Consider the following 18,889-nt stretch of genomic DNA (forward strand, 5'->3'; position numbering starts at 1 on the left):
GGAGCGGAAAGTAGGATCCCATGCCGGAGAGCATCCTGGTCGGCGTCGTCGACACTCACGCTTCGCGTGAGGCGGTCGAGTGGGCGGCACGACGCGCATATGACCGCAGTGGCAGACTCACCCTCATCTCGATCGTCGGTGGTGCTGTAGGTGCGGTCGGGGAGGGGGAGATGCTCCGGGAGGCTCTCGCGTTGACGGCGGCGATGCTTGCGCGTGAGGCGACTCGGCTGCAGTCACGGGGACTGACCGTCGACACGCGTGTGGGGCGGGGCGATCCGGTCGGCGAACTCATCGAGGCCTCGATAGTCTGCGATCTCCTCGTCATCGGAAGCGACCACCGTGGTCCGTCGAAAGGGGACCGACGCGGTCTGCACGGTGTCCGCATAGCGGCGGGCGCTCATAGCCCGGTCGCGGTGGTGCCCGACATCGATCTCACTAACCGAAGTGGAGTTGTCGTGGGCATCGACGGATCGGCTGATTCCGAGCGAGCAATATCGTTTGCTGCCGAGGAGGCTGACAGAGCTGGCGACGTCCTCACGGCTGTGACGACATGGACGACCGTTCCGCTGCCTGTGGGGATGCACGGTTACCCGTCGACCTACCTGTCAGGGATGCAGCAGGCGGCAGAAGAGACACTTGCCATTGCGCTGGCGGGGATCGGGCAACAGTATCCGGATCTCGTCGTGCATCGCGTGGTGGAGAGGGGCACTCCGGGACGGACGATCAGCGACCGGGCAGCCAAAGCCCGGCTGGCGGTGGTCGGGTCTCACGGGCGCGGGGCGATCGCTCGTTTTCTTCTCGGATCCACCAGCGAGGAAGTCCTCTCCCGGCTCGCGACCGCCACCGTCGTGGTGCGCTAAGCGAGATCCCGCGGGCCCCGCAACGCCCGCAATGCGTAGAGGATCGTGGCCAGATCCACCAACTCCTGCGTGACCGCGCCAGCGACTGCGGGGATGATTCCGGTCATCGCCACGATCATGAGCGCGAGACTCAGCCCGATGCCGATCCAGATCGCCGTGAGGGCGACCCGCAGCGTGTGACGGCCGATGGATACGGCGTCCACGACCTTCGACAGCGAATCCACCAGGATCACGATGTCGGCGGCATCGCCGGCCGCCGTCGCGCCCTTCGCGCCCATCGCCACGCCGATGTCGGCGGCGGCCAACACAGGGGCATCGTTGACTCCGTCGCCGATCATCATCACCGGGCGTGGCTGCAGGTCTTGCGCGAGCCGTACTTTCTCGGGCGGGAGGAGTTCCGCGTGAATGTCGTCGACACCGATTCGATGTCCCACGGATTCCGCCGTCGACCGGACGTCGCCGGTCAGCATGATGATCCGTTCGATGCCGTGACTCCGGAGCCAGGACACCACGGACGCGGCTTCGGGGCGCGCGTCATCGGCAAGTACCAGAACGCCGGCGAATCGTCCGTCCACGGCGACGTATGCGGCGGCTTCGCCGACGTCGAGCGCGGCCCTGGGAGTATCGGGGGCGATAGCGATGACGTAGGCGGGTTTGCCGACAGTCACGGTGCGCCCATCGATCGTCGCCACCACACCGTTGGTCGCTTCCTCACGTGCGGCGCTGGCGGTGCGCAGCGCCAGGCCCCGATCCTCCGCAGCGCGACGGATACCGTCGGCGAGAACATGTGATGAGTACTCCTCTGCCGAGGCGGCGAGCATCAGGAGCTCATCCGCATCGAAGCCTTCGGCTGGTCGGACTTTGATGAGTCGTGGGCGACCCTGGGTGAGGGTTCCCGTCTTGTCGAAGGCGGCGGAACGCACGCGGGCGATCTGCTCGATGACGGCGCCGCCCTTCATGATCACGCCGGCCTTCGCGGCACGGGAGAGCCCGCCGAGGAAGGCGACCGGGGCGGCGATCAGGAGTGGACAGGGCGTTGCCAGGACCAGGACCTCTGCGAACCGCGTCGGATCACTCGACAACGCCCATGCGGTCCCGGCCAGCACGAGCGAGACTGCGGTGAACGGGATAGCGAATCGGTCGGCCAGCCTCACCACCGGCGCATGGGAGTCTTCCGCTGCACGCACGAGAGCGACGATCTGTTGGTACTGGCTGTCCTCGCTGGTCCGCACTGCTCGAATCCGCACCGCCCGGCTTCCATTGATCGCCCCGGACAGCACCTCTCCGCCCATCTCGCGGGTGACCGGCATACTCTCGCCCGTCAACGACGACTCGTCGAATGATCCGGTCTCCGTGAGAAGAGACCCGTCGACCGGCACGATCTCAGAAGGGCGGATGAGAAGCACATCCCCGATCTTGACCTCGTCGACGGGAACGTCACGGATGGCTTCGCCGGCGTCCGCGTCGGCCCACTCCAGGACGTGCGCGGTGCGAGGCGAGCGGTCCAGAAGTGCGGAGAGGTCGCGCTTTGCGCGTCGTCCGGCGAAATCCTCCAGCGCCTCGCCCCCCGACAGCATCAACACGATGATCAGCGACGCTACGTACTCACCGACCGCCAACGTGGCGATCATCGCCACGAGCGCCAGTATGTCGAGACCGACGTGCCCTCGGAGCACATCCCGCACCATTCTCACCAGTGTCCAGCTGATGAAGGCGGCCACGTAGATCGTCGCCGCCCAACGACCGGTGTTCTCGGCTCCCGCCACGAGCGCCGTGATGACTCCGACGAAGACGAGAACCGTGAGAGTGATGATCGGGTACCGCAACAGGACGGGCCTCAAGGGTTCAGGTCTCGTCCGAAGATGACGGAGAGGACTCGCTGTCGGTCGTCTTCTTCGTGTGCACGATGAGGACGGGGCAGTGGGCGTGTTCCGCGCAGGCAGCGCTGACTGATCCCAGGAGGAGCCCGACGAAGCCGCCGTGCCCGCGGCTGCCGAGGACCAGCATCGATGCCGAGTTGCTGAGGCCGATCAGGGTTCGCGCGGCCGACCCGAGCAGCACTTCGCTGGTGAGGTCGTGTGGTGGGTTGCCAGCGAATGCTCCCTGGATCGATTCGTCCAGAGCTTCGCGGGCGAACTCAGAGGGTGACCACTCGATAGCCAAGTAGGGATCGATCGGGGGAGCCGTCCAGGTCGTGACGACATGCAGAGGCTCCTTCAGCGCCTTCCCCAGGCGTGCTGCGTAGCGGAGGGCGTCGATAGAGGAATCGGATCCGTCCACGCCGACGACGATGTGGTGTGAGTGTGTGTTCGACATAGTTTCACGATCCTGCTTTTCGCTTCAGGCCACTGGGCCAAAGGTCACACGGAGCGTCGGAGCCCTCGCCCTTCCGGGGTCAGGGCGCGCTCCGCGCCTCAAGATCGAAGACCCTGCCGCGAACCTCAGACGCATCGATCCGTACCCAACGATCTTTCTCTTCCGGGGCCCATGGGTGCACGCCCAGTCGTTCCGCCGCGAGCACGTCGGTGTCGCGATCGAATTCCTGGGCTGTCCCTTTCACCACCACGCTGAAGGCTTCATGCTCGTCGTACCCGTCGATCTCGAAGGCAACCGACTCACGGATCGTGAGCTCGAGTAGCTTTGTTCCTGCCGAGGTTCGAAAGATGATCGTTCGTCCGTCGGTCTTGTGGTTTATCGGGAAGATGTCGATCTCCCCGGCCGCACCGCAGGCGATCCGTCCGTAGGGGGCTCGCGCGAGACGGTCCCAGCACTCGTCCTCGGTCAGCTGTCGTGTCGGTGAGCGTTCGATCTCAGTCATGATTCTCCCGTCCGGAGAGGTTCCTGTCTCGCTCCTCATCGTGCCCTGGGACCTCAGCGCGCCGGGGGGACCAAGGTCCTGTCATCGCGTGGGCTACATGGGCACGGGCGAGGGACCTTCGGCTCTATCCCGCGACCGTCGCAAGGCAAGACTGCGTCCATGGACGCATCTCCGACTTCCTCCTCCGCGCAGACCGAGACTCGTGGCGACACCGCGACCACATCCTCTTGGCCCCGAGGAGCCGGAAACCATCCTGCCGCGTCGACTCTGGAGGGTCTGAACGCCTGGTGGCGGGCGGCGAACTATCTGTCGGTAGGGCAGATCTACCTTCTCGACAACCCGCTACTCCGCGAGCCGCTCAGACCCGAGCACATCAAGCCTCGACTCCTCGGACACTGGGGAACGACCCCGGGGCTGAACTTCATCTACGCCCACCTCAACCGAGTGATCCGAGAACGCTCTCTCCAGACGATCTACATCGCCGGGCCAGGACACGGGGGACCGGGAATGGTCGCAAACGCCTACTTGGACGGCACGTACAGCGAGGTCTACAACAGCATCGACCACTCCGAGGACGGACTGCGCAGTCTCTTCCGCCAGTTCTCGTTCCCCGGAGGAATCCCGAGCCATGTGGCGCCGGAGACGCCCGGGTCGATCCACGAGGGTGGGGAACTGGGCTATTCCCTCTCTCACGCGTACGGCGCCGCGTTCGATAACCCCGACCTCCTCGTCGCTGCAGTCGTCGGAGACGGCGAGGCGGAGACGGGGCCGCTGGCAACGAGCTGGCACGGGAACAAGTTCCTCGATCCGCTGCACGACGGCGTCGTTCTGCCGATTCTTCACCTGAACGGGTACAAGATCGCCAACCCGACAGTGCTCGCACGTATGCCCGAGAAGGAGTTGCTCTCCCTCATGCGTGGGTACGGGCACACTCCATATCTCGTCTCCGGCGGGTTCGATGGCGAGGACCCGATCGACGTGCATCGACGTTTCGCGATCGTGCTGGATGACGTCCTCGACCACGTAGCACAGATCAAAGCGGATGCCGCGGCCGGCGTTCTCCGCACCCGGCCGGCATGGCCGATGATCATCCTGCGCACGCCGAAAGGATGGACATGTCCGCACGAGATCGACGGGCATCCGGCGGAGAACAACTGGCGTTCACACCAGGTGCCGCTGCGTGACGCGCGCGATACTGAAGCGCACACAGAGCTGCTTCAATCGTGGCTGCTGTCGTACCGGCCGGAAGAGCTCTTCGATCAGAAAGGTGCAGTGGCTGAGTGGGTGACGGCGCTGGCTCCAGAAGGAGAGCTCCGTATGAGTGCGAACCCGGTGGCCAACGGCGGGCTGCTGAGGAAAGAACTGCGACTCCCTGACTTCCGCGACTACGCCGTCGACGTGCCCAGCCCCGGTGCCACTGTGAGCGAGGCCACCCGCGTCCTCGGAGGCTGGCTTCGTGACGTGATCACGGCCAACCCCGAGAACTTCCGCATCTTCGGTCCCGACGAGACGGCATCCAATCGACTTGATGCCGTCTTCGAGGTGACAGACAAACAGTGGAACGCGGAGTCGCTGCCGATGGATGCCGACAATCATCTGTCGCGCACCGGCAGGGTGGTAGAGATGCTCAGTGAGCATCAGTGTCAGGGCTGGCTCGAGGGGTACCTGCTGACGGGACGACACGGCGTGCTCAACTCGTACGAGGCGTTCATCCACATCGTGGACTCGATGTTCAATCAGCACGCCAAGTGGCTGAAGACCTCCCGGAGCATCCCCTGGCGTCGCCCGATCTCCTCGCTGAACTACCTGCTCAGCTCGCACGTCTGGCGGCAGGATCACAACGGGCTCTCGCACCAGGACCCCGGTTTCATCGACCATGTCGTCAACAAGAAGGCCGACGTCGTGCGCGTGTACCTCCCGTTCGATGCGAACACCCTCCTGTCGACCTACGACCACTGTCTGCGCTCACGCGATTATGTCAACGTCGTCGTCGCAGGAAAGCAGCCCGCACCCAACTGGCTCGGGATGGATGCGGCCATCGAGCACTGCACCCGTGGACTCGGCATCTTCGACTGGGCGGGCTCCGAATATGCCGGCGAGGAACCCGATGTGGTGCTCGCCGCGGCCGGCGACGTGCCGACATTGGAGGTGCTCGCTGCGGCATCCATCCTTCGCCAGCGGCTTCCCTCCTTGAAGGTGCGCGTGGTGAACGTCGTCGACCTCATGCGCCTGCAGACCGACGGGGAGCATCCGCATGGCCTCGGAGATCGAGAATACGACGCGATCTTCACCACCGACAGGCCGGTGATCTTCGCCTACCACGGGTACCCCTGGCTGATCCATCGTCTGACATACCGTCGACACGGCCACGACCAGCTCCACGTCCGCGGGTACATCGAGGAAGGAACGACGACCACCCCGTTCGACATGGTGATGATGAACGACCTCGACCGCTTCCACCTCGTGATGGACGTGATCGACCATGTGCCCGGCCTGGGACCCCGGGAGGCTGTCCTGCGTCAGGAGATGCAGGATTCGCGCGTGCGAGCGAGGGCCTACACGCGGCTCCACGGAGAAGACGCGCCTGAGATCAGGAACTGGGAATGGCACGAGCCAGAGCCAGCAGCAAGTGGTGAAGCCCTCGACGAAGAGCGGTCGAAAGGAACAAGACGATGAACACGACAGAACACATCGACGATCGAGATGTGCAAAGGGCTGTCTCTCAGGAGCTGCAATGGACACCGGGTCTCGATGACGCGGCGATCGGAGTGGCTGTGACAGACGGCGCGGTTGCCCTGTCGGGGGAGGTGAACAGCTACTCTGAGCGCCTCACGGTCAAGCACGCGGCTCTCCGCGTCCGCGGCGTGAGCACCGTGGTCGACGACATGATCGTGCGCCCGATGGACGGCGCGCAGATCACCGACACCGATGTGGCTAGGGAAGTCGACCACGCCCTCCACGCCACCGCGAACGTGCCGAACACGGTCAAAGCGGTGATCGACGACGGCGAAGTCACGCTCATGGGGGAAGTCGAGTGGGACCACCAACGCCGGTCGGCGAAGCGCGCAGTACAACACCTTCGCGGGGTCAGGAACGTCAACAGCCTGATCACGTTGAGCGCACGACCGTCATCGGAAGATGCGACAGAGCGCATCCGTGGTGCCATACTTCGGAACGCGGCGGTGGATGCGAACGCGGTCTCTGTCGCGATCGAAGGGACCACTGCGATCCTCACCGGCACCGTGCGCTCATGGCCGGAGAAGAGTCAAGCGGCAGACGCGGCCTGGGCCTCACCACACGTGACATACGTGGACAATCGCATCGAGGTGCGCGCCCGGTAACCGGGGATCAGAGCTACGGGGCGCGATGGTCGAACGCGCGGCTGGCTCTCTCGGCCTGCAGGACCGCCGCCTGCGTGCGTCGCTCGAGACCCAGTTTGTTCAACAGAGATGAGACGTAGTTCTTGACGGTCTTCTCCGCGAGGCCGAGCCGGTCGCCGATCTGCCGGTTGGAGAGCCCTTCAGCGATGAGTGCGAGGACTTCCTTCTCGCGCATGCTCAGAGCACCGAAGCGAGGATCAGCAGTGTCGGCACGATCGACGGTGCCAGTGACATGGCGCACCATCGAGGGTTTGATAAGTCGCTGGCCCTGCGCGACGGCGCGGATCGAGTGAAGTAGTTCATCGGTGCGGAGCGTCTTCATCAGGTAGCCGGCCGCGTCTCCGAGAACGGCGGCAAACAAGGCATCGTCGTCATCGAACGCCGTGAATATCAGACATTGCACCTGCGGGTGCGCTTGGCGGATCTCACGACACAGATCGATGCCACTGCCGTCGGGGAGATGTACGTCCAAGACCGCCACATCCGGCAGAGTTGCGGCGACGACCGCTCGTGCATCGTGAACCGTTGCTGCTTCACCGACGACGCTGAGATCAGACTGCGTCTCGAGAAGATCCGCGATCCCGCGCCGCACCATCTCATGATCGTCTACGAGAACGATCCGGAACATGTCGCCCTCCGATCCCCTCACACTGGCGGGTAACCACAGAGTACAACTCCGCGGTGACGCGCCCTCGGGACTTTCGACCCTGCTCACAGGAAGGTGTCAGCGATTGACTGGACGCGTCTCGACCACCGACGACAACACGTCGGCGGCTGATCCGAAGACCCGATGCTCAGGAGACCCACCATGGCGAATGATGACCCCAACCCGTACTACCGGGATCCACCGACCGCGCCGGAGACGGCCGCGTCAGCCGGTGTAGAGGAGATCGGAACAGCCGCTTGCTGGAAACTCGTCGAGGCGAACTCGCTCGGTCGCCTTGCGATTCAGAACATCGACGGACGCCCTGATCTGTTTCCCCTTAACTACCTCGTGCATGAGGGCAGCGTGTTCATGAAATCGGCGCCTGGGGCTAAGCTGCGAAGCCTTGCCGGGCATCCGGACGTTGCTCTCGAGATCGACGGGGTGGATGGCGCGTTCCAGTGGAGCATCGTGATCCGCGGACACGCGATGCGCATGGACACGGATGCTGACATCGAAGCCTCCGGCGTTCTCACGCTTGCATCTGACAGTCCCACGGCGAAGCACAACTACGTGCGCCTCGTGCCCGACACCGTGACGGGCCGCCGCTTCCCCGTCCGCGGCCGGTCCGCGACGCGGAGGAACGTCCCATCCGCTTCCACTTCGGGCGGGCGCGCACGTGACGAGCACGTCGATCAAGGTGGTCCAGGGGCACGGACGGCCGATAAGCCGCAGCCCATCCCGCACCTTCCGCCGTGGGGCGGATAACTCGTCGACGCTCCGCCACCGCACCCGAAAGGGTCGCGGTTAGCCGCCTCTCATGGGGCTTCTCCGTTCGCAGGGTGTGGGGCCTTGGGGAACGAGGAAGGGCGGCGTCGAGGGGGGACGTGGGCAGGGGTGGTGCTTCGGGCAGACCACCCCTGCCCATATGAACGTCAGTCAGCCGAACGAGCCGTTCGGCGTATGCACGATCAGAACCGGGCATTGCGCGTGGGATGCACAGGCGGCGCTTACCGAACCGAGCAAGAGCCTCGAGAATCCGCCGCGTCCGCGGCTTCCCACGACCAGCATGGTGGCGCGATCGCTTTGTTCGAGCAGTACGGCAGCGGCCGGGCCGGGAACGGCTGACTGGCTGAACCGCTCCGGAGGGGATCCTTGAAAGGCCTCCTGCATCGCGTCTTGTAGCAGGTGTTCCGCAGCTGCCTTCGGCGACCAGTCGGAGCTCGGGTCGAAAAGACCCAGCATCACCGGGTAGGTCCACGCGATGATCGCTTGCAATGGTGCGCGGAGTGCTGTCGCGATCGTCGCGGCGCGGATAAGCGCCTCAACCGAGGATGCGGAACCGTCTACCCCGACGACGACGGGCGGAGTGTTTGCGTTGTCGCTCATGAATTCTGGGCCGATCCCGGTGAGATGCGGTCGGCGGCAGTGCGCCGCACGACGAGGACAGGGGCATCAATATTCACGAGGACGTCGTGTGTCACAGCGCCGAGCGCGTGCCCGGCGCCACGTGGGTGCCCTGCCCCTACGACGAGGAGTGCGGCGTTACGCGAGGCGTCGAGCAGTGCCTCTGCGGGCGGTCGCTGCGTGTAGCGCGTTCGAACCCTTAGGCCCGCATCGACCATGCTCTCCACGGCAGCGACGCGAGCCGCGATGGTCGCGCGCGTTTCGACCGTGGCAGGAATCACCCCGCTGAAGGACGAATGGATGAGTTCGATCGGCTCCTGGCGGGCGCTGGCCTCACCAGCGGCAGCGCCGATGATTGCGGTCATGAGATCGTCGTCCTTCACACCGGCGACGATTCCCCGTCGGAAACGTAGATCGATCGTCGGGATAACCACGACAGAACACGGCGCCTCGGCGGCGATCTGCAGACTGACGGTGCCGAAGACACGACTGTGAATGAAGCCGGTCTTGCCCGTGCCGATGACCAGAACGTCATCGGCGGTGACGAAGCGGGCGAGCGCTTCAGGAACCCGCCCGCCGATATGGACGATGTCCATTTCCTGTGTGCCGAACTTGTGACCAGGCGTTTGCTCCGTAACGCCGCCACCGACGTGCGCTCGCACCAGTGGAACGCCATCACGGCGGGCGTGGGATTCTGCCCACCGTCCTGCGGCAGTCGCGTCGGAATCGCCGACGCCAAGTACATATCGAGCGGGCATGCGTGCATCGCCTTCACAGATCAGATCGGGCACTCACACCATGCTGCGACCCGCGTCACCGCTCGCACAGAGGCGAAGGTCCCCCGAGCGGCGTTTGAGAGTATTGTCATCACCAGCGGGAGCCCGGAAGGGAATGTGATGGCCGACGATCACCTCCAAGTACCTGGCCGGCGACGAACGGACCCAGATAAGACGATCGGGGAATCACTGGATCGTGCCCATCTCGTCCTCGCGGATCAGGGGCGACTGCGAAGCCTTCTGCGCGCCAATCAGGCCGTCGTGGAGGACATCGAACTCGCGCACGTCCTCCGTCATATCGCTGAAGCAGCCGTCGCCCTCGTGGAAGCGCAGTACGGCGCGCTCGGCGTCATCGACCGCGACGGAGGTCTCGAGCAATTCATCCATGTAGGCATGGAGGAGGAGCTGGCGCACCAGATCGGACACCTTCCGGAGGGGCTGGGTATCCTCGGGGCAGTCATCGAGAGCGAACATCCCATCCGGCTTGACGATCTCGGAGAAGACCCGCGGTCGGTCGGGTTCCCCGTGCATCACCCCCCGATGCGCAGCTTTCTCGGGGTGCCCATTCGCGTACGAGACGAGATCTACGGAAATCTGTATCTCACGAACCCAGCCGCGGGCTCGTTCTCGGAAGAGGACGAGGAGCTCGTGCTCGCCCTCGCATCGACAGCGGCGATCGCGATCGACAACGCGCGACGCTTCGAGGAGTCGCGGAGGCTGCAGCGGCTGAGCGGTGCACTCGCGGAGATCAATGCTGCCCTTCTGTCGCCCGACGCGGGCGACGTGTTCGGTGTTCTCGCAGAACGCGTGGCGACATTGGTTGACGCCGATGTGGTGTGCATCGTGGTCTCAGACACGCTCACGGGCGACTACCGCATCGAGACCGCTCGCGGGATCGGCACCGAATCTCTCGAGGGCGTCGTGGTCCCTGCCAGTAACACCCTGATCTCAGCGGCGATGTCCGGCGGAGGTGTCGTCGTGGCCGACGGAGTCACCGAGCTCCTGTCGGAGCAGCAGCAGAACACCGGTGGATCGACGGTGGCCGTGCCACTGATCGTCACCGGCGCACCTGTCGGTGCGCTCTGCGTGACTCGCGATGAGAGCGGTCGTCGGTTCTCGCCCGAGGATCTTTCCACCCTTGCGGAATTCGCAGCGCAGGCAGGTCTCGCACTCGCGCTTGCTCAGGCCCGCGTTGATCGCCAGCGATTGGATCTCATCGAAGAGCGCGCGCGTATCGCCCGAGATCTCCATGACAATGTCATCCAGCGCCTGTTCGGGACAGGGCTGGGGTTACAGGCGCTTGCCGCACGATTGCCTGAGCACGCCATCGCCATCAGCGCGCAGGTGGCAGAGATCGACGCTGCGATTGCCGATTTTCGAACGGCGATATTCACTCTTCAGACCTCTGACCCCGAATCCGTTCGACATCGACTCATCGACGTCGCGAATGAACTCGCACCGATGCTCCAGAGTCCACCCCGAATCGCTTTTGCCGGCCCGGTCGATCTGCTGGTGACCAGCAGACTTGCGGAAGACGTCATCGCGGTGGTGCGAGAGGCTCTCAGCAACGTGGCTCGTCACGCCCACGCGAACAGCGCGGAGGTCAGCGTCTCCGTCACAGCGTCGCTCGTCACAGTTCTCGTGGAAGACGACGGAGTCGGCGTTCCCGAGAAACTCCCTCGGTCCAGCGGTACTGCGAACCTCCTCATGCGCGCACACGCGCATGGCGGTACGTGCGAAATCGAGCGGCGAAGCACAGGTGGCACGCGGGTACGCTGGCGCGTGCCGCTCGGATCGACGTCGCAGGCATCCTCATGACCCGGGTCTTCCTCGTGGACGATCATGAGATCGTTCGCCGCGGCATCGCCCAGATCATCGATGCGGACCCCGGCCTCGAGGTTGTGGGGGAGTCCGGCACGGTGCAGGGAACTCGCGGCCGTGTCTCAGCGACGATCCCGGACGTCGTCGTCCTCGATGTGAACCTTCCGGACGGCAACGGGGTGGATCTGTGCCGACTCATTCGATCCGACCACCCCGAAATCCGCTGCCTCATGCTGACAGCATTCGACGACGATGCTGCGAGCATCGCAGCGGTGATTGCAGGTGCATCCGGATACGTGCTCAAGACGATCCGTGGAACGGACCTCGTCGACTCGATCCATCGTGCGGCGCGGGGAGAGAACCTCATCCCCACGGAGGTCGCCGATGGCGTGCACCGCAGGCTTGAGGCTCGAGTAGCGGAATCTCAATCGCCAGCGGTGGAATTGACTCTCAGAGAACGCCAGGCGCTGATGCTGATCGCGGAGGGGCTCACCAACCGTCAGATCGGTGAGCGCCTCGGCCTCGCCGAGAAGACCGTCAAGAATTATGTTTCCGGGCTCCTCGCCAAGCTCGGCATGCAACGCCGCACCCAAGCTGCCGTGTTTGCGACAGAAGAGTGGGAAGGTCGCGCCCGACCGTAATCAGGCGTCGGCCGGCTCGGCCGACTGGTCCCGCGCACCACACATCTGTGCGCGGGACGCATCTGTCGCGTGTAGCCGACGAAGCAGGTCCAACTGGAGGCGATTGATCCCCATCAGCTCCTCAAGCTCCTGCTTCGCTGCAACGTTCGTCTCATAGTCGTGCTGTGCGAGGACCGCAGCAATTGCGTCCTGACGTTTTGCCGCAATCAGGAGGATCGCTCCCTGGAGACCGGCGAGCATGCTGAGAAACAGGTTCAGGAGGATGTACGGGTACGGATCCCAGGAGAACTCCATTGAATTCACGATCGCTCACGTGATCATGAACAGGACAAAGCACCCGATGAAGAGCCATGAACCCATCCCGTTCCTCAACCTGTCGGCTGCGCGCTGACCCGAGGTGAGCGTCTCAGTGTGAACCGTGTGCCAGTTGGTCAGGGGACGCAAGAGGCGCCGCTGGACACCACTGTCGTCATTTCCGGTGTTAGCAGTCGTCTTATTGGGATCGATCGCAGTCGCCTGATCGACGTCGGCCGTATTGACCCCCTGCGCTCCCATAGTCATTCGTCGAACGTTAGCCCTGTGCGGAGCAGAGGGAACGGGCCCAAGGTCCCGGCCTCACCACTCTCGCCGGGGGACCTTCGGCCCTGCCCGGCGAGCACGCGAACGGAAACGATGGGAGGAGGGGGAACCACATCGCTGCTGAAGGAGCACCATGAACGACTCGATCTTCGCCGTCCTGCCTTCCCTGCAGGTTGGTCCCGCTGACCTCACACTCCCGCCGACCCAGCCCATCGACATCACCGTTCTGATGCTCGAGGAGAAGGAATCATGACAGCGACCAGCTCACCCAGCCCGGGGCCGATGATCGCGATCGTCTACGAATCGCTGTTCGGCAACACTCGTCTCATCGCAGAAACAATCGCGGACGGCATCCGAGAACAACACATGCCCGTGACCGTCGTGCCCGTCGCGAAAGCAGCCGCTCTCCCAGAATGCGATGTCCTCGTGGTGGGAGCTCCCACCCACGCACACTCGTTGAGCAGCCCGGCATCACGCACAGAAGCCGAACGATGGGCGCTCAATCCCTCGAGGCACCTGGCGCTCGAGAGCGGGAGTCTGACCACAGGAGTCCGAGAGTGGATCGAGCTACCGCCCGCCGCACGACACGGCTACGTGGCCTTCGATACTCGTGTCGACATGCCCCGCATCTTCACCGGCGCTGCGTCATCCGCGATCGGTAGGCGGTTGAAGAAGCACGGGCTGCGCGAGGTGCTCGCAGCGGAGAGCTTCCTCGTGGATAAGGACAGTCATCTCCTCCCGGACGAGCATGACCGCGCACTGCGCTGGGGCCGTGAGATCGCGGCAACAACACGGGCGCTGACAGGCCCCTCGACGCGCGTGCACACGTGAACGCCACGAATACGCGTCAGCCGCGGACAACATCAGGCGCTAGCCTCGCCTTCCTCGGCGGCGCCGATACCGTGACCGGGTCACGCTACCTCGTCACTGACTCCACCTCACGGGTTCTGGTCGATTGCGGTCTGTTCCAAGGCTTCAAGGTGCTGCGCCAGCGCAACCGTGCTCCGTTCCCGGTTCCACCGAGCTCGATCGACGCAGTCGTTCTCACCCATGCTCATCTCGATCACTCCGGGTATCTTCCGGCGCTCGTGCGCGATGGGTACCGCGGACACATCTACGCGAGCGAGGGCACAGCGGCTCTCTGCCGGATCATGCTCCTGGACAGCGCGCACCTGCTGGAGGAGGAGGCGCGTCACGCCGCACGGCATGGATGGTCCAGGCATGAAAAGCCGCGACCCCTCTATACGGTCGATGACGCAAAGGCGGCACTCGAACGATTCGTCGCCGTACCCGAAGGGGAAGCGGTGTCGTTGGCGGGTTCGATGACCGCGAGACTTCTCGGTGCCGGCCACATCCTCGGGGCAAGCAGCGTCTACCTCGACGTCGACGCACGGCGGGTGTGCTTCACCGGCGACCTCGGCCGCTCGGACGACCCCCTCATGCGCGCCCCTCACGCGTTCGAAGGAGCAGACGTCCTTGTCACCGAGTCGACCTATGGAGATCGCCGACACGCCAAGGTCGATCCCGAAGAGCAGCTGCGTGACATCGTGAATCGCACCGTCCATCGTGGGGGAGTGGTGCTGATCCCGGCGTTCGCTGTGGGGCGTACGGAGACAGTACTTCTGCACCTGTCGCGGCTTCGGGAACGCGGGGCGATCCCCGACGTGCCTATCTATGTCAACAGTCCCATGGCGGTCAGTGTCGCCGACATCTATCGCAACCGTCCTGAGCAACACCGCATATCGAAGGATGAAGTCGAGCGGATCTACGATCTCGCGACCTTCGTCCGGAGCGTCGATGAATCGAAACTCCTCAACCTGAGGGGCGGCCCCATGATCATCGTCTCCGCGAGCGGGATGCTCGAGGGTGGACGCATCTTGCACCATCTCCGCGCCTACGGACCCGAGCACCGCAACACCATCGTCCTGACTGGTTATCAGGCCGGGGGCACACGCGGCGATCGACTTCTTGCGGGGGAGCGGTCTCTCCGAATCTTCGGTAACGATGTGCCGATCCGGGCCGAGGTCGCGATGATCGATGCGATGTCCGCTCATGCGGATGCCGACGATCTCCTCGCATGGATGAAGGCGGCTCCGCATCCGCCCCAGGCCGTATACGTCACCCACGGCGAACCTTCCGCTGCGGACACTCTCAGGCTCAGAATCGAACGGGAGTTGGGGTGGCCGGCTCGGGTGCCCGATCAAGAGCAGCAAGTTCAGATCACGGAGCACCATGCAGCTGCGCACGCGATGTCGGCCTGATACATGAGATCAGCAGCTTCGTCGACGCTGCGGCGAAGGACCTTCGACCCGACCAGTGCGCCTGCACAGCGAAAGACTTCGAGCGTACCCACCCCGTCAAGGAGGAATGATGCGAGCAGCAGTTGTCTCAGAGTTCGGTTCACCGGCGCACGTCGACGAGCGTCCGATCCCACAGCCCGGTGCCGGCCAGGTCCTGATCCGCTTGGAAACGTGCGGACTCTGTCACACCGACATCCATGCGATGCGTGGAGACTGGCCTGTGAAGCCGAACCTGCCTCTGGTCCCGGGCCACGAAGGCGTGGGGATCATCGAGCAGATCGGCGACGGTGTGACCGGCCGTACTGTCGGGCAGCGGGTGGCGATGCCCTGGCTCGGCCACGCGTGCGGGGAATGCCGCTACTGCGTCAGCGGCCGAGAGAACCTCTGCGAGGGGCAGTACAACAACGGCTACGCCGTCGACGGAGGGTTCAGCGAGTACATGCTTGCCGATGCCCGCTTCGCCACCCCCGTTCCTGACGGTGTCAGCGCCCTCGACGCCGCGCCTCTCACCTGTGCCGGAGTCACCACCTATGCGGCGATCAAGAACGCACGCGTCACGCCCGGAGAGACAGTCGCCATCTTCGGTGTCGGTGGACTCGGACACCTCGCGGTCCAGTACGCACGCCTGGTCGGTGCGAAAGTCATCGCAGTGGATGTCACCACTGAGAAGCTCGACTTGGCCACTGAGCTTGGAGCGGATCATGTCGTCAACGCGCGCGACACGGACCCGGTACGGGCGATCCGGGATCTCGGCGGAGCGGACGTCGTCGTGGTCCTCGCCGTCGCGCCGGCAGTCTTCCATCAGGCATTCAGCTCCCTGAATCGCGGAGGCAGACTCGTACTCGTCTCGCTGCCAGCCGGAGGGGAGCTGACCGTGCCGGTCTTCGACACCGTCCTGAAGGGGATCAGCATCATCGGCTCCATCGTCGGCACGAGACAGGACCTCGCCGAGGTGTTCGCCCTGCATGCTGCAGGGCGAACACGGGTGGTCACTGAGACACGCGAACTTCAGAGCGTGAACTCCTCCGTCGACGAGGTGCTCGCCGGTACGGTGCCCGCTCGTCTTGTGTTCCAGTACCACACCGCGGACGTCGTGCCGGTCCGAGAGCCCGCTACGGCAGGTCGTTGAGGGATTGCGGGCTGAGATCTCTATGTGGGAGCCAGCCAGCCCCGAATCATGTCACAACCCGAGAACATGGATCTGATTGTCGACGACAGCGACGCCGGTAGTCTGAATAGCCGTTCTTGCCGTGGCCATTCAGCGAGAAGTTGAAGTGAGTCGGCGATGACGGCGATCAAGAGGGGCTGCGCCGCATGGCTGCGATAGATGGTCAAATTCTCGGCATGCGGCCACCTGAGTCCCCACAACTGTGGCGTTTTTCTTCACGTTAACCAGGCTTTTCCGTGACGCGCGCCACGCCTACTAGGCTGGATCTGAGCCAGCCGTCGACAATACGGCAACGCGAACTCGTGGCCAACCGCCAGCGCAGCAAGTGGATGGGGGATCACCGGCGAGTTCGCAGTTTCCGAGAATATGTCGTCTTCTATCTGACATAATGTGCATTATCGGCTTATCCGTAATCCGCTCAGAGACGATGAGAGGCTAAGCCGATGACCACTGAGATCCGAATCGACGGACTGGCCAACGCTCGCGACCTCGGCGGCCTCACACGTCAGGACGGGAGCACGACGCCCTCAGGTGTCTTCCTGCGATCTGAATCGCTGGGCCATGTGAGTCGCTCTGGCTGGCAGACCATCCGTGCCTCTGGAGTGCGAACCGTCATCGATCTGCGCCGTCCGTCCGAGAGATCCACCGACGTGCCAGCGGATCTGGTCTACCGATGCGTCGATCTCGACGGCGCCGACGAGACCGAGTTCTGGACCGAGTACGAAGCTGACGGACGCTGGGCCACGCCGCTGTACTATTCCGCGCATCTGCATGCACTGACGCATCGGACGGCCGACGTGCTCAGGACGATCGCCGACGCACCTCCGGGTGCCATCCTGTTCCATTGCTCAGCCGGCTGGGACCGCACCGGACTCGTCGCGGCCCTGCTGCTCAGGGCACTCGATACCTCCGTCGACGACGCCGTCGCCGACTACATGCGGTCGTTCGAGAATGCCCCGCGGATGGAGCGACTTCACGGCCGCTCGTTCGAGGCGAACGCACGACGCAGAGTACTCGAGGCACACGGCCATACGGCCGAGTCGGCTTTTCTCGAGGCATACGAGAACCTCGACCTCTCAGCCTGGTTCGACATGTCGGGAATCGACACTGGCACCCGCGACGCTATCTGGACATGGCGCGGAGCCGTTCCCCCACCCCGCGAGAATTGACTGCATTGCTCCCGCCGTCTGCGCCCGAGACCCTCAGTCCAGGTCGTAGGACTGCCGGTCGTCAACCTCCAGCGGCTGACTCGTGGGCGACTCGAGACCGCGGGTCAGCTGACGGAGCCGTGCGACCAGCTCGGCATCCTCGATCTCCGGACCTTCTCCGATCGCCGTCTTGGAAACGATCTGGCTGGCAGGACCGATGAGGAACTTGGCAGTGATCACAGACCCGTCTTCGGACCGCACCGGGATCTCGACGACCTCTGCGCGCTCGTCGTCTCCCAGCGCGCGGCTGTATGCCAGCAGCGCGTCCGCGATGTCGTCTCCAGTGAGGTATTCGTCTCCGGCGTAGATGATCGTCTGCATCCTCCCGTTCTAGCGCTTTCCGATCACGGCGGTGATCACCCTTGATCGCGGTTCGAGTTTTTGCTACAACGACCGCAACGACGGGCTGGTCCCCGACGCACCTCGGTAGGGTCGTCCTGTGAACGGAAGCAACGTCGACATCGAATGGCAGGCCGCGCGCGACGCGAACCATGACAACTGGAACGATCGTGTGCCACTGCACGAGACGGCCTACGGTCTCGACGCGTTCGACGACCCGAACCACCTGAGCGACGTCGTGCGAGACGATCTCCCGGTGCTCAGCCGGCTCCTGCCGTCCGGATCGCTCACGGGACTCGACCTGTGCCATCTGCAGTGCCACATCGGAACGGACACCATCTCGCTGGCGCGCGCGGGCGCGACGGTCACCGGAGTCGACTTCTCGGCCCCGGCGCTGGCCGTCGCGGCCGAGCTCGCGAGCCGTTCCGGCATCGAGGCGACCTGGGTCGAGACGGATGTGCTGGATGCCCGAACCGCCGTCAGCGGCGACTTCGACGTCGTGTACTCGAGCATCGGCACGATCACCTGGCTCGCGGATCTCGATCGCTGGGCCACCCAGATCGTCGGTCTGCTGCGCCCCGGCGGCACGTTCTTCATCCGCGATGGGCACCCCGCGCTCTATGCCCTCGACGAGGACGCTCCCACGCTGACCACCCGCTACGCGTACTTCGGGGACGGACGCGCACAGCAATGGGATGACGAATCGACCTACGTCGGCGATGGAACGGTCGCGCACCCCCGCACGTACGAGTGGCCGCACCCGCTTTCGGAGATCATCGGAGCTCTCCTGCGTGCTGGGCTGCGACTCATCCACTTCGATGAAGGGCGGACACTCCCCTGGCGGTTCAGCTCACGCATGGTCGAAGTAGCCGGAGGCTTCGCCTGGCCCGAGGCGGAACGGAACCTGATCCCCTGCACCTACACGATCGTCGCCCGCAAGGATTGACCG

19 protein-coding genes are annotated in these 18,889 nt (G+C 64.3%); 11 read left to right on the forward strand and 8 right to left on the reverse strand.

Annotated features, from left to right (window positions below):
* Nucleotides 1-20 precede the first annotated feature (20 nt).
* Nucleotides 21-860 carry a universal stress protein gene (locus tag BLW44_RS10035; protein WP_056276971.1) on the forward strand — a complete coding sequence of 280 codons (840 nt, stop codon included), beginning with the start codon at nt 21-23 and terminating at the stop codon, nt 858-860.
* On the opposite strand, the gene BLW44_RS10040 is transcribed toward BLW44_RS10035, so the two are convergent.
* From BLW44_RS10040 to BLW44_RS10050, 3 genes are all read right to left on the reverse strand, one after another.
* Nucleotides 857-2,686, reverse strand: coding sequence for a heavy metal translocating P-type ATPase (locus BLW44_RS10040; RefSeq protein WP_245647350.1), 1,830 nt, complete (start codon nt 2,684-2,686; stop codon nt 857-859). The genes BLW44_RS10035 and BLW44_RS10040 overlap by 4 nt on opposite strands.
* A 19-nt stretch (nt 2,687-2,705) precedes the next feature.
* Nucleotides 2,706-3,176 (reverse strand): universal stress protein, encoded by a 471-nt coding sequence (locus tag BLW44_RS10045; protein WP_060925986.1) that lies wholly within the window; start codon nt 3,174-3,176, stop codon nt 2,706-2,708.
* 79 nt (nt 3,177-3,255) lie between these two features.
* Entirely contained in the window at nt 3,256-3,678 is a 423-nt protein-coding gene (locus tag BLW44_RS10050; protein WP_060925985.1) for a pyridoxamine 5'-phosphate oxidase family protein, read from the reverse strand.
* 159 nt (nt 3,679-3,837) lie between these two features.
* Here BLW44_RS10050 and BLW44_RS10055 point away from each other — a divergent pair, with 159 nt between their 5' ends.
* Both BLW44_RS10055 and BLW44_RS10060 read left to right on the forward strand, forming a co-directional pair.
* Nucleotides 3,838-6,354, forward strand: coding sequence for a phosphoketolase family protein (locus BLW44_RS10055; protein ID WP_060925984.1), 2,517 nt, complete (start codon nt 3,838-3,840; stop codon nt 6,352-6,354).
* A complete protein-coding gene (locus BLW44_RS10060; RefSeq protein ID WP_060925983.1) occupies nt 6,351-7,019 on the forward strand; it encodes a BON domain-containing protein in 669 nt (222 codons plus the stop codon). Before BLW44_RS10055 ends, BLW44_RS10060 begins: the two co-directional genes overlap by 4 nt.
* Nucleotides 7,020-7,032: 13 nt before the next feature.
* Here the strand turns inward: BLW44_RS10060 and BLW44_RS10065 are convergent, their stop codons facing one another.
* Nucleotides 7,033-7,686, reverse strand: a complete 654-nt coding sequence (locus BLW44_RS10065; RefSeq protein WP_056276986.1) for a response regulator — start codon at nt 7,684-7,686, stop codon at nt 7,033-7,035.
* A 180-nt stretch (nt 7,687-7,866) separates the two neighbouring features.
* Between BLW44_RS10065 and BLW44_RS10070 the strand changes: the two genes are divergently transcribed.
* Nucleotides 7,867-8,469 carry a pyridoxamine 5'-phosphate oxidase family protein gene (locus BLW44_RS10070; RefSeq protein WP_060925982.1) on the forward strand — a complete coding sequence of 201 codons (603 nt, stop codon included), beginning with the start codon at nt 7,867-7,869 and terminating at the stop codon, nt 8,467-8,469.
* Nucleotides 8,470-8,640: 171 nt separating this feature from the next.
* Here the strand turns inward: BLW44_RS10070 and BLW44_RS10075 are convergent, their stop codons facing one another.
* Both BLW44_RS10075 and BLW44_RS10080 read right to left on the reverse strand, forming a co-directional pair.
* The gene (locus tag BLW44_RS10075) at nt 8,641-9,090 is read right to left on the reverse strand and encodes a universal stress protein (RefSeq protein ID WP_074731743.1); all 450 of its coding nucleotides are present in this window, start codon (nt 9,088-9,090) and stop codon (nt 8,641-8,643) included.
* Complete coding sequence (locus tag BLW44_RS10080) at nt 9,087-9,704, reverse strand: universal stress protein (protein WP_060925981.1); 618 nt, start codon at nt 9,702-9,704, stop codon at nt 9,087-9,089. The genes BLW44_RS10075 and BLW44_RS10080 overlap by 4 nt, the downstream gene beginning before the upstream one ends.
* Here BLW44_RS10080 and BLW44_RS10085 point away from each other — a divergent pair.
* Both BLW44_RS10085 and BLW44_RS10090 read left to right on the forward strand, forming a co-directional pair.
* Nucleotides 9,690-11,702 (forward strand): GAF domain-containing protein, encoded by a 2,013-nt coding sequence (locus tag BLW44_RS10085; RefSeq protein ID WP_139305266.1) that lies wholly within the window; start codon nt 9,690-9,692, stop codon nt 11,700-11,702. The genes BLW44_RS10080 and BLW44_RS10085 overlap by 15 nt on opposite strands.
* Entirely contained in the window at nt 11,699-12,346 is a 648-nt protein-coding gene (locus BLW44_RS10090) for a response regulator (protein WP_060925978.1), read from the forward strand. The genes BLW44_RS10085 and BLW44_RS10090 overlap by 4 nt, the downstream gene beginning before the upstream one ends.
* Here the strand turns inward: BLW44_RS10090 and BLW44_RS10095 are convergent, their stop codons facing one another.
* Nucleotides 12,347-12,640 (reverse strand): DUF1003 domain-containing protein, encoded by a 294-nt coding sequence (locus BLW44_RS10095; RefSeq protein ID WP_338061383.1) that lies wholly within the window; start codon nt 12,638-12,640, stop codon nt 12,347-12,349. It abuts the gene before it with no gap.
* A 534-nt stretch (nt 12,641-13,174) separates the two neighbouring features.
* On the opposite strand from BLW44_RS10095, the gene BLW44_RS10100 reads away from it, so the two are divergent.
* The 4 genes from BLW44_RS10100 to BLW44_RS10115 all read left to right on the forward strand — a co-directional run bounded on the left by BLW44_RS10100 (nt 13,175) and on the right by BLW44_RS10115 (nt 17,562).
* On the forward strand, nt 13,175-13,756 hold the full coding sequence (locus BLW44_RS10100) for a flavodoxin family protein (RefSeq protein WP_082724461.1): 582 nt from the start codon (nt 13,175-13,177) through the stop codon (nt 13,754-13,756).
* The gene (locus BLW44_RS10105) at nt 13,753-15,186 is read left to right on the forward strand and encodes an MBL fold metallo-hydrolase RNA specificity domain-containing protein (protein ID WP_060925976.1); all 1,434 of its coding nucleotides are present in this window, start codon (nt 13,753-13,755) and stop codon (nt 15,184-15,186) included. The genes BLW44_RS10100 and BLW44_RS10105 overlap by 4 nt, the downstream gene beginning before the upstream one ends.
* A 109-nt stretch (nt 15,187-15,295) precedes the next feature.
* A complete protein-coding gene (locus tag BLW44_RS10110; protein WP_060926048.1) occupies nt 15,296-16,354 on the forward strand; it encodes a zinc-dependent alcohol dehydrogenase in 1,059 nt (352 codons plus the stop codon).
* Between the two features lie 482 nt (nt 16,355-16,836).
* Nucleotides 16,837-17,562 (forward strand): tyrosine-protein phosphatase, encoded by a 726-nt coding sequence (locus BLW44_RS10115; RefSeq protein WP_060925975.1) that lies wholly within the window; start codon nt 16,837-16,839, stop codon nt 17,560-17,562.
* 33 nt (nt 17,563-17,595) lie between these two features.
* On the opposite strand, the gene BLW44_RS10120 is transcribed toward BLW44_RS10115, so the two are convergent.
* Nucleotides 17,596-17,922: a hypothetical protein gene (locus BLW44_RS10120; RefSeq protein ID WP_060925974.1), complete on the reverse strand. Its 327-nt coding sequence runs from the start codon at nt 17,920-17,922 to the stop codon at nt 17,596-17,598.
* Between the two features lie 118 nt (nt 17,923-18,040).
* On the opposite strand from BLW44_RS10120, the gene BLW44_RS10125 reads away from it, so the two are divergent.
* Complete coding sequence (locus BLW44_RS10125) at nt 18,041-18,886, forward strand: class I SAM-dependent methyltransferase (RefSeq protein ID WP_060925973.1); 846 nt, start codon at nt 18,041-18,043, stop codon at nt 18,884-18,886.
* The last annotated feature ends 3 nt before the right edge of the window (nt 18,887-18,889 follow it).

The organism is Microbacterium hydrocarbonoxydans (assembly GCF_900105205.1).
Taxonomy (GTDB): Bacteria; Actinomycetota; Actinomycetes; order Actinomycetales; family Microbacteriaceae; genus Microbacterium; species Microbacterium hydrocarbonoxydans.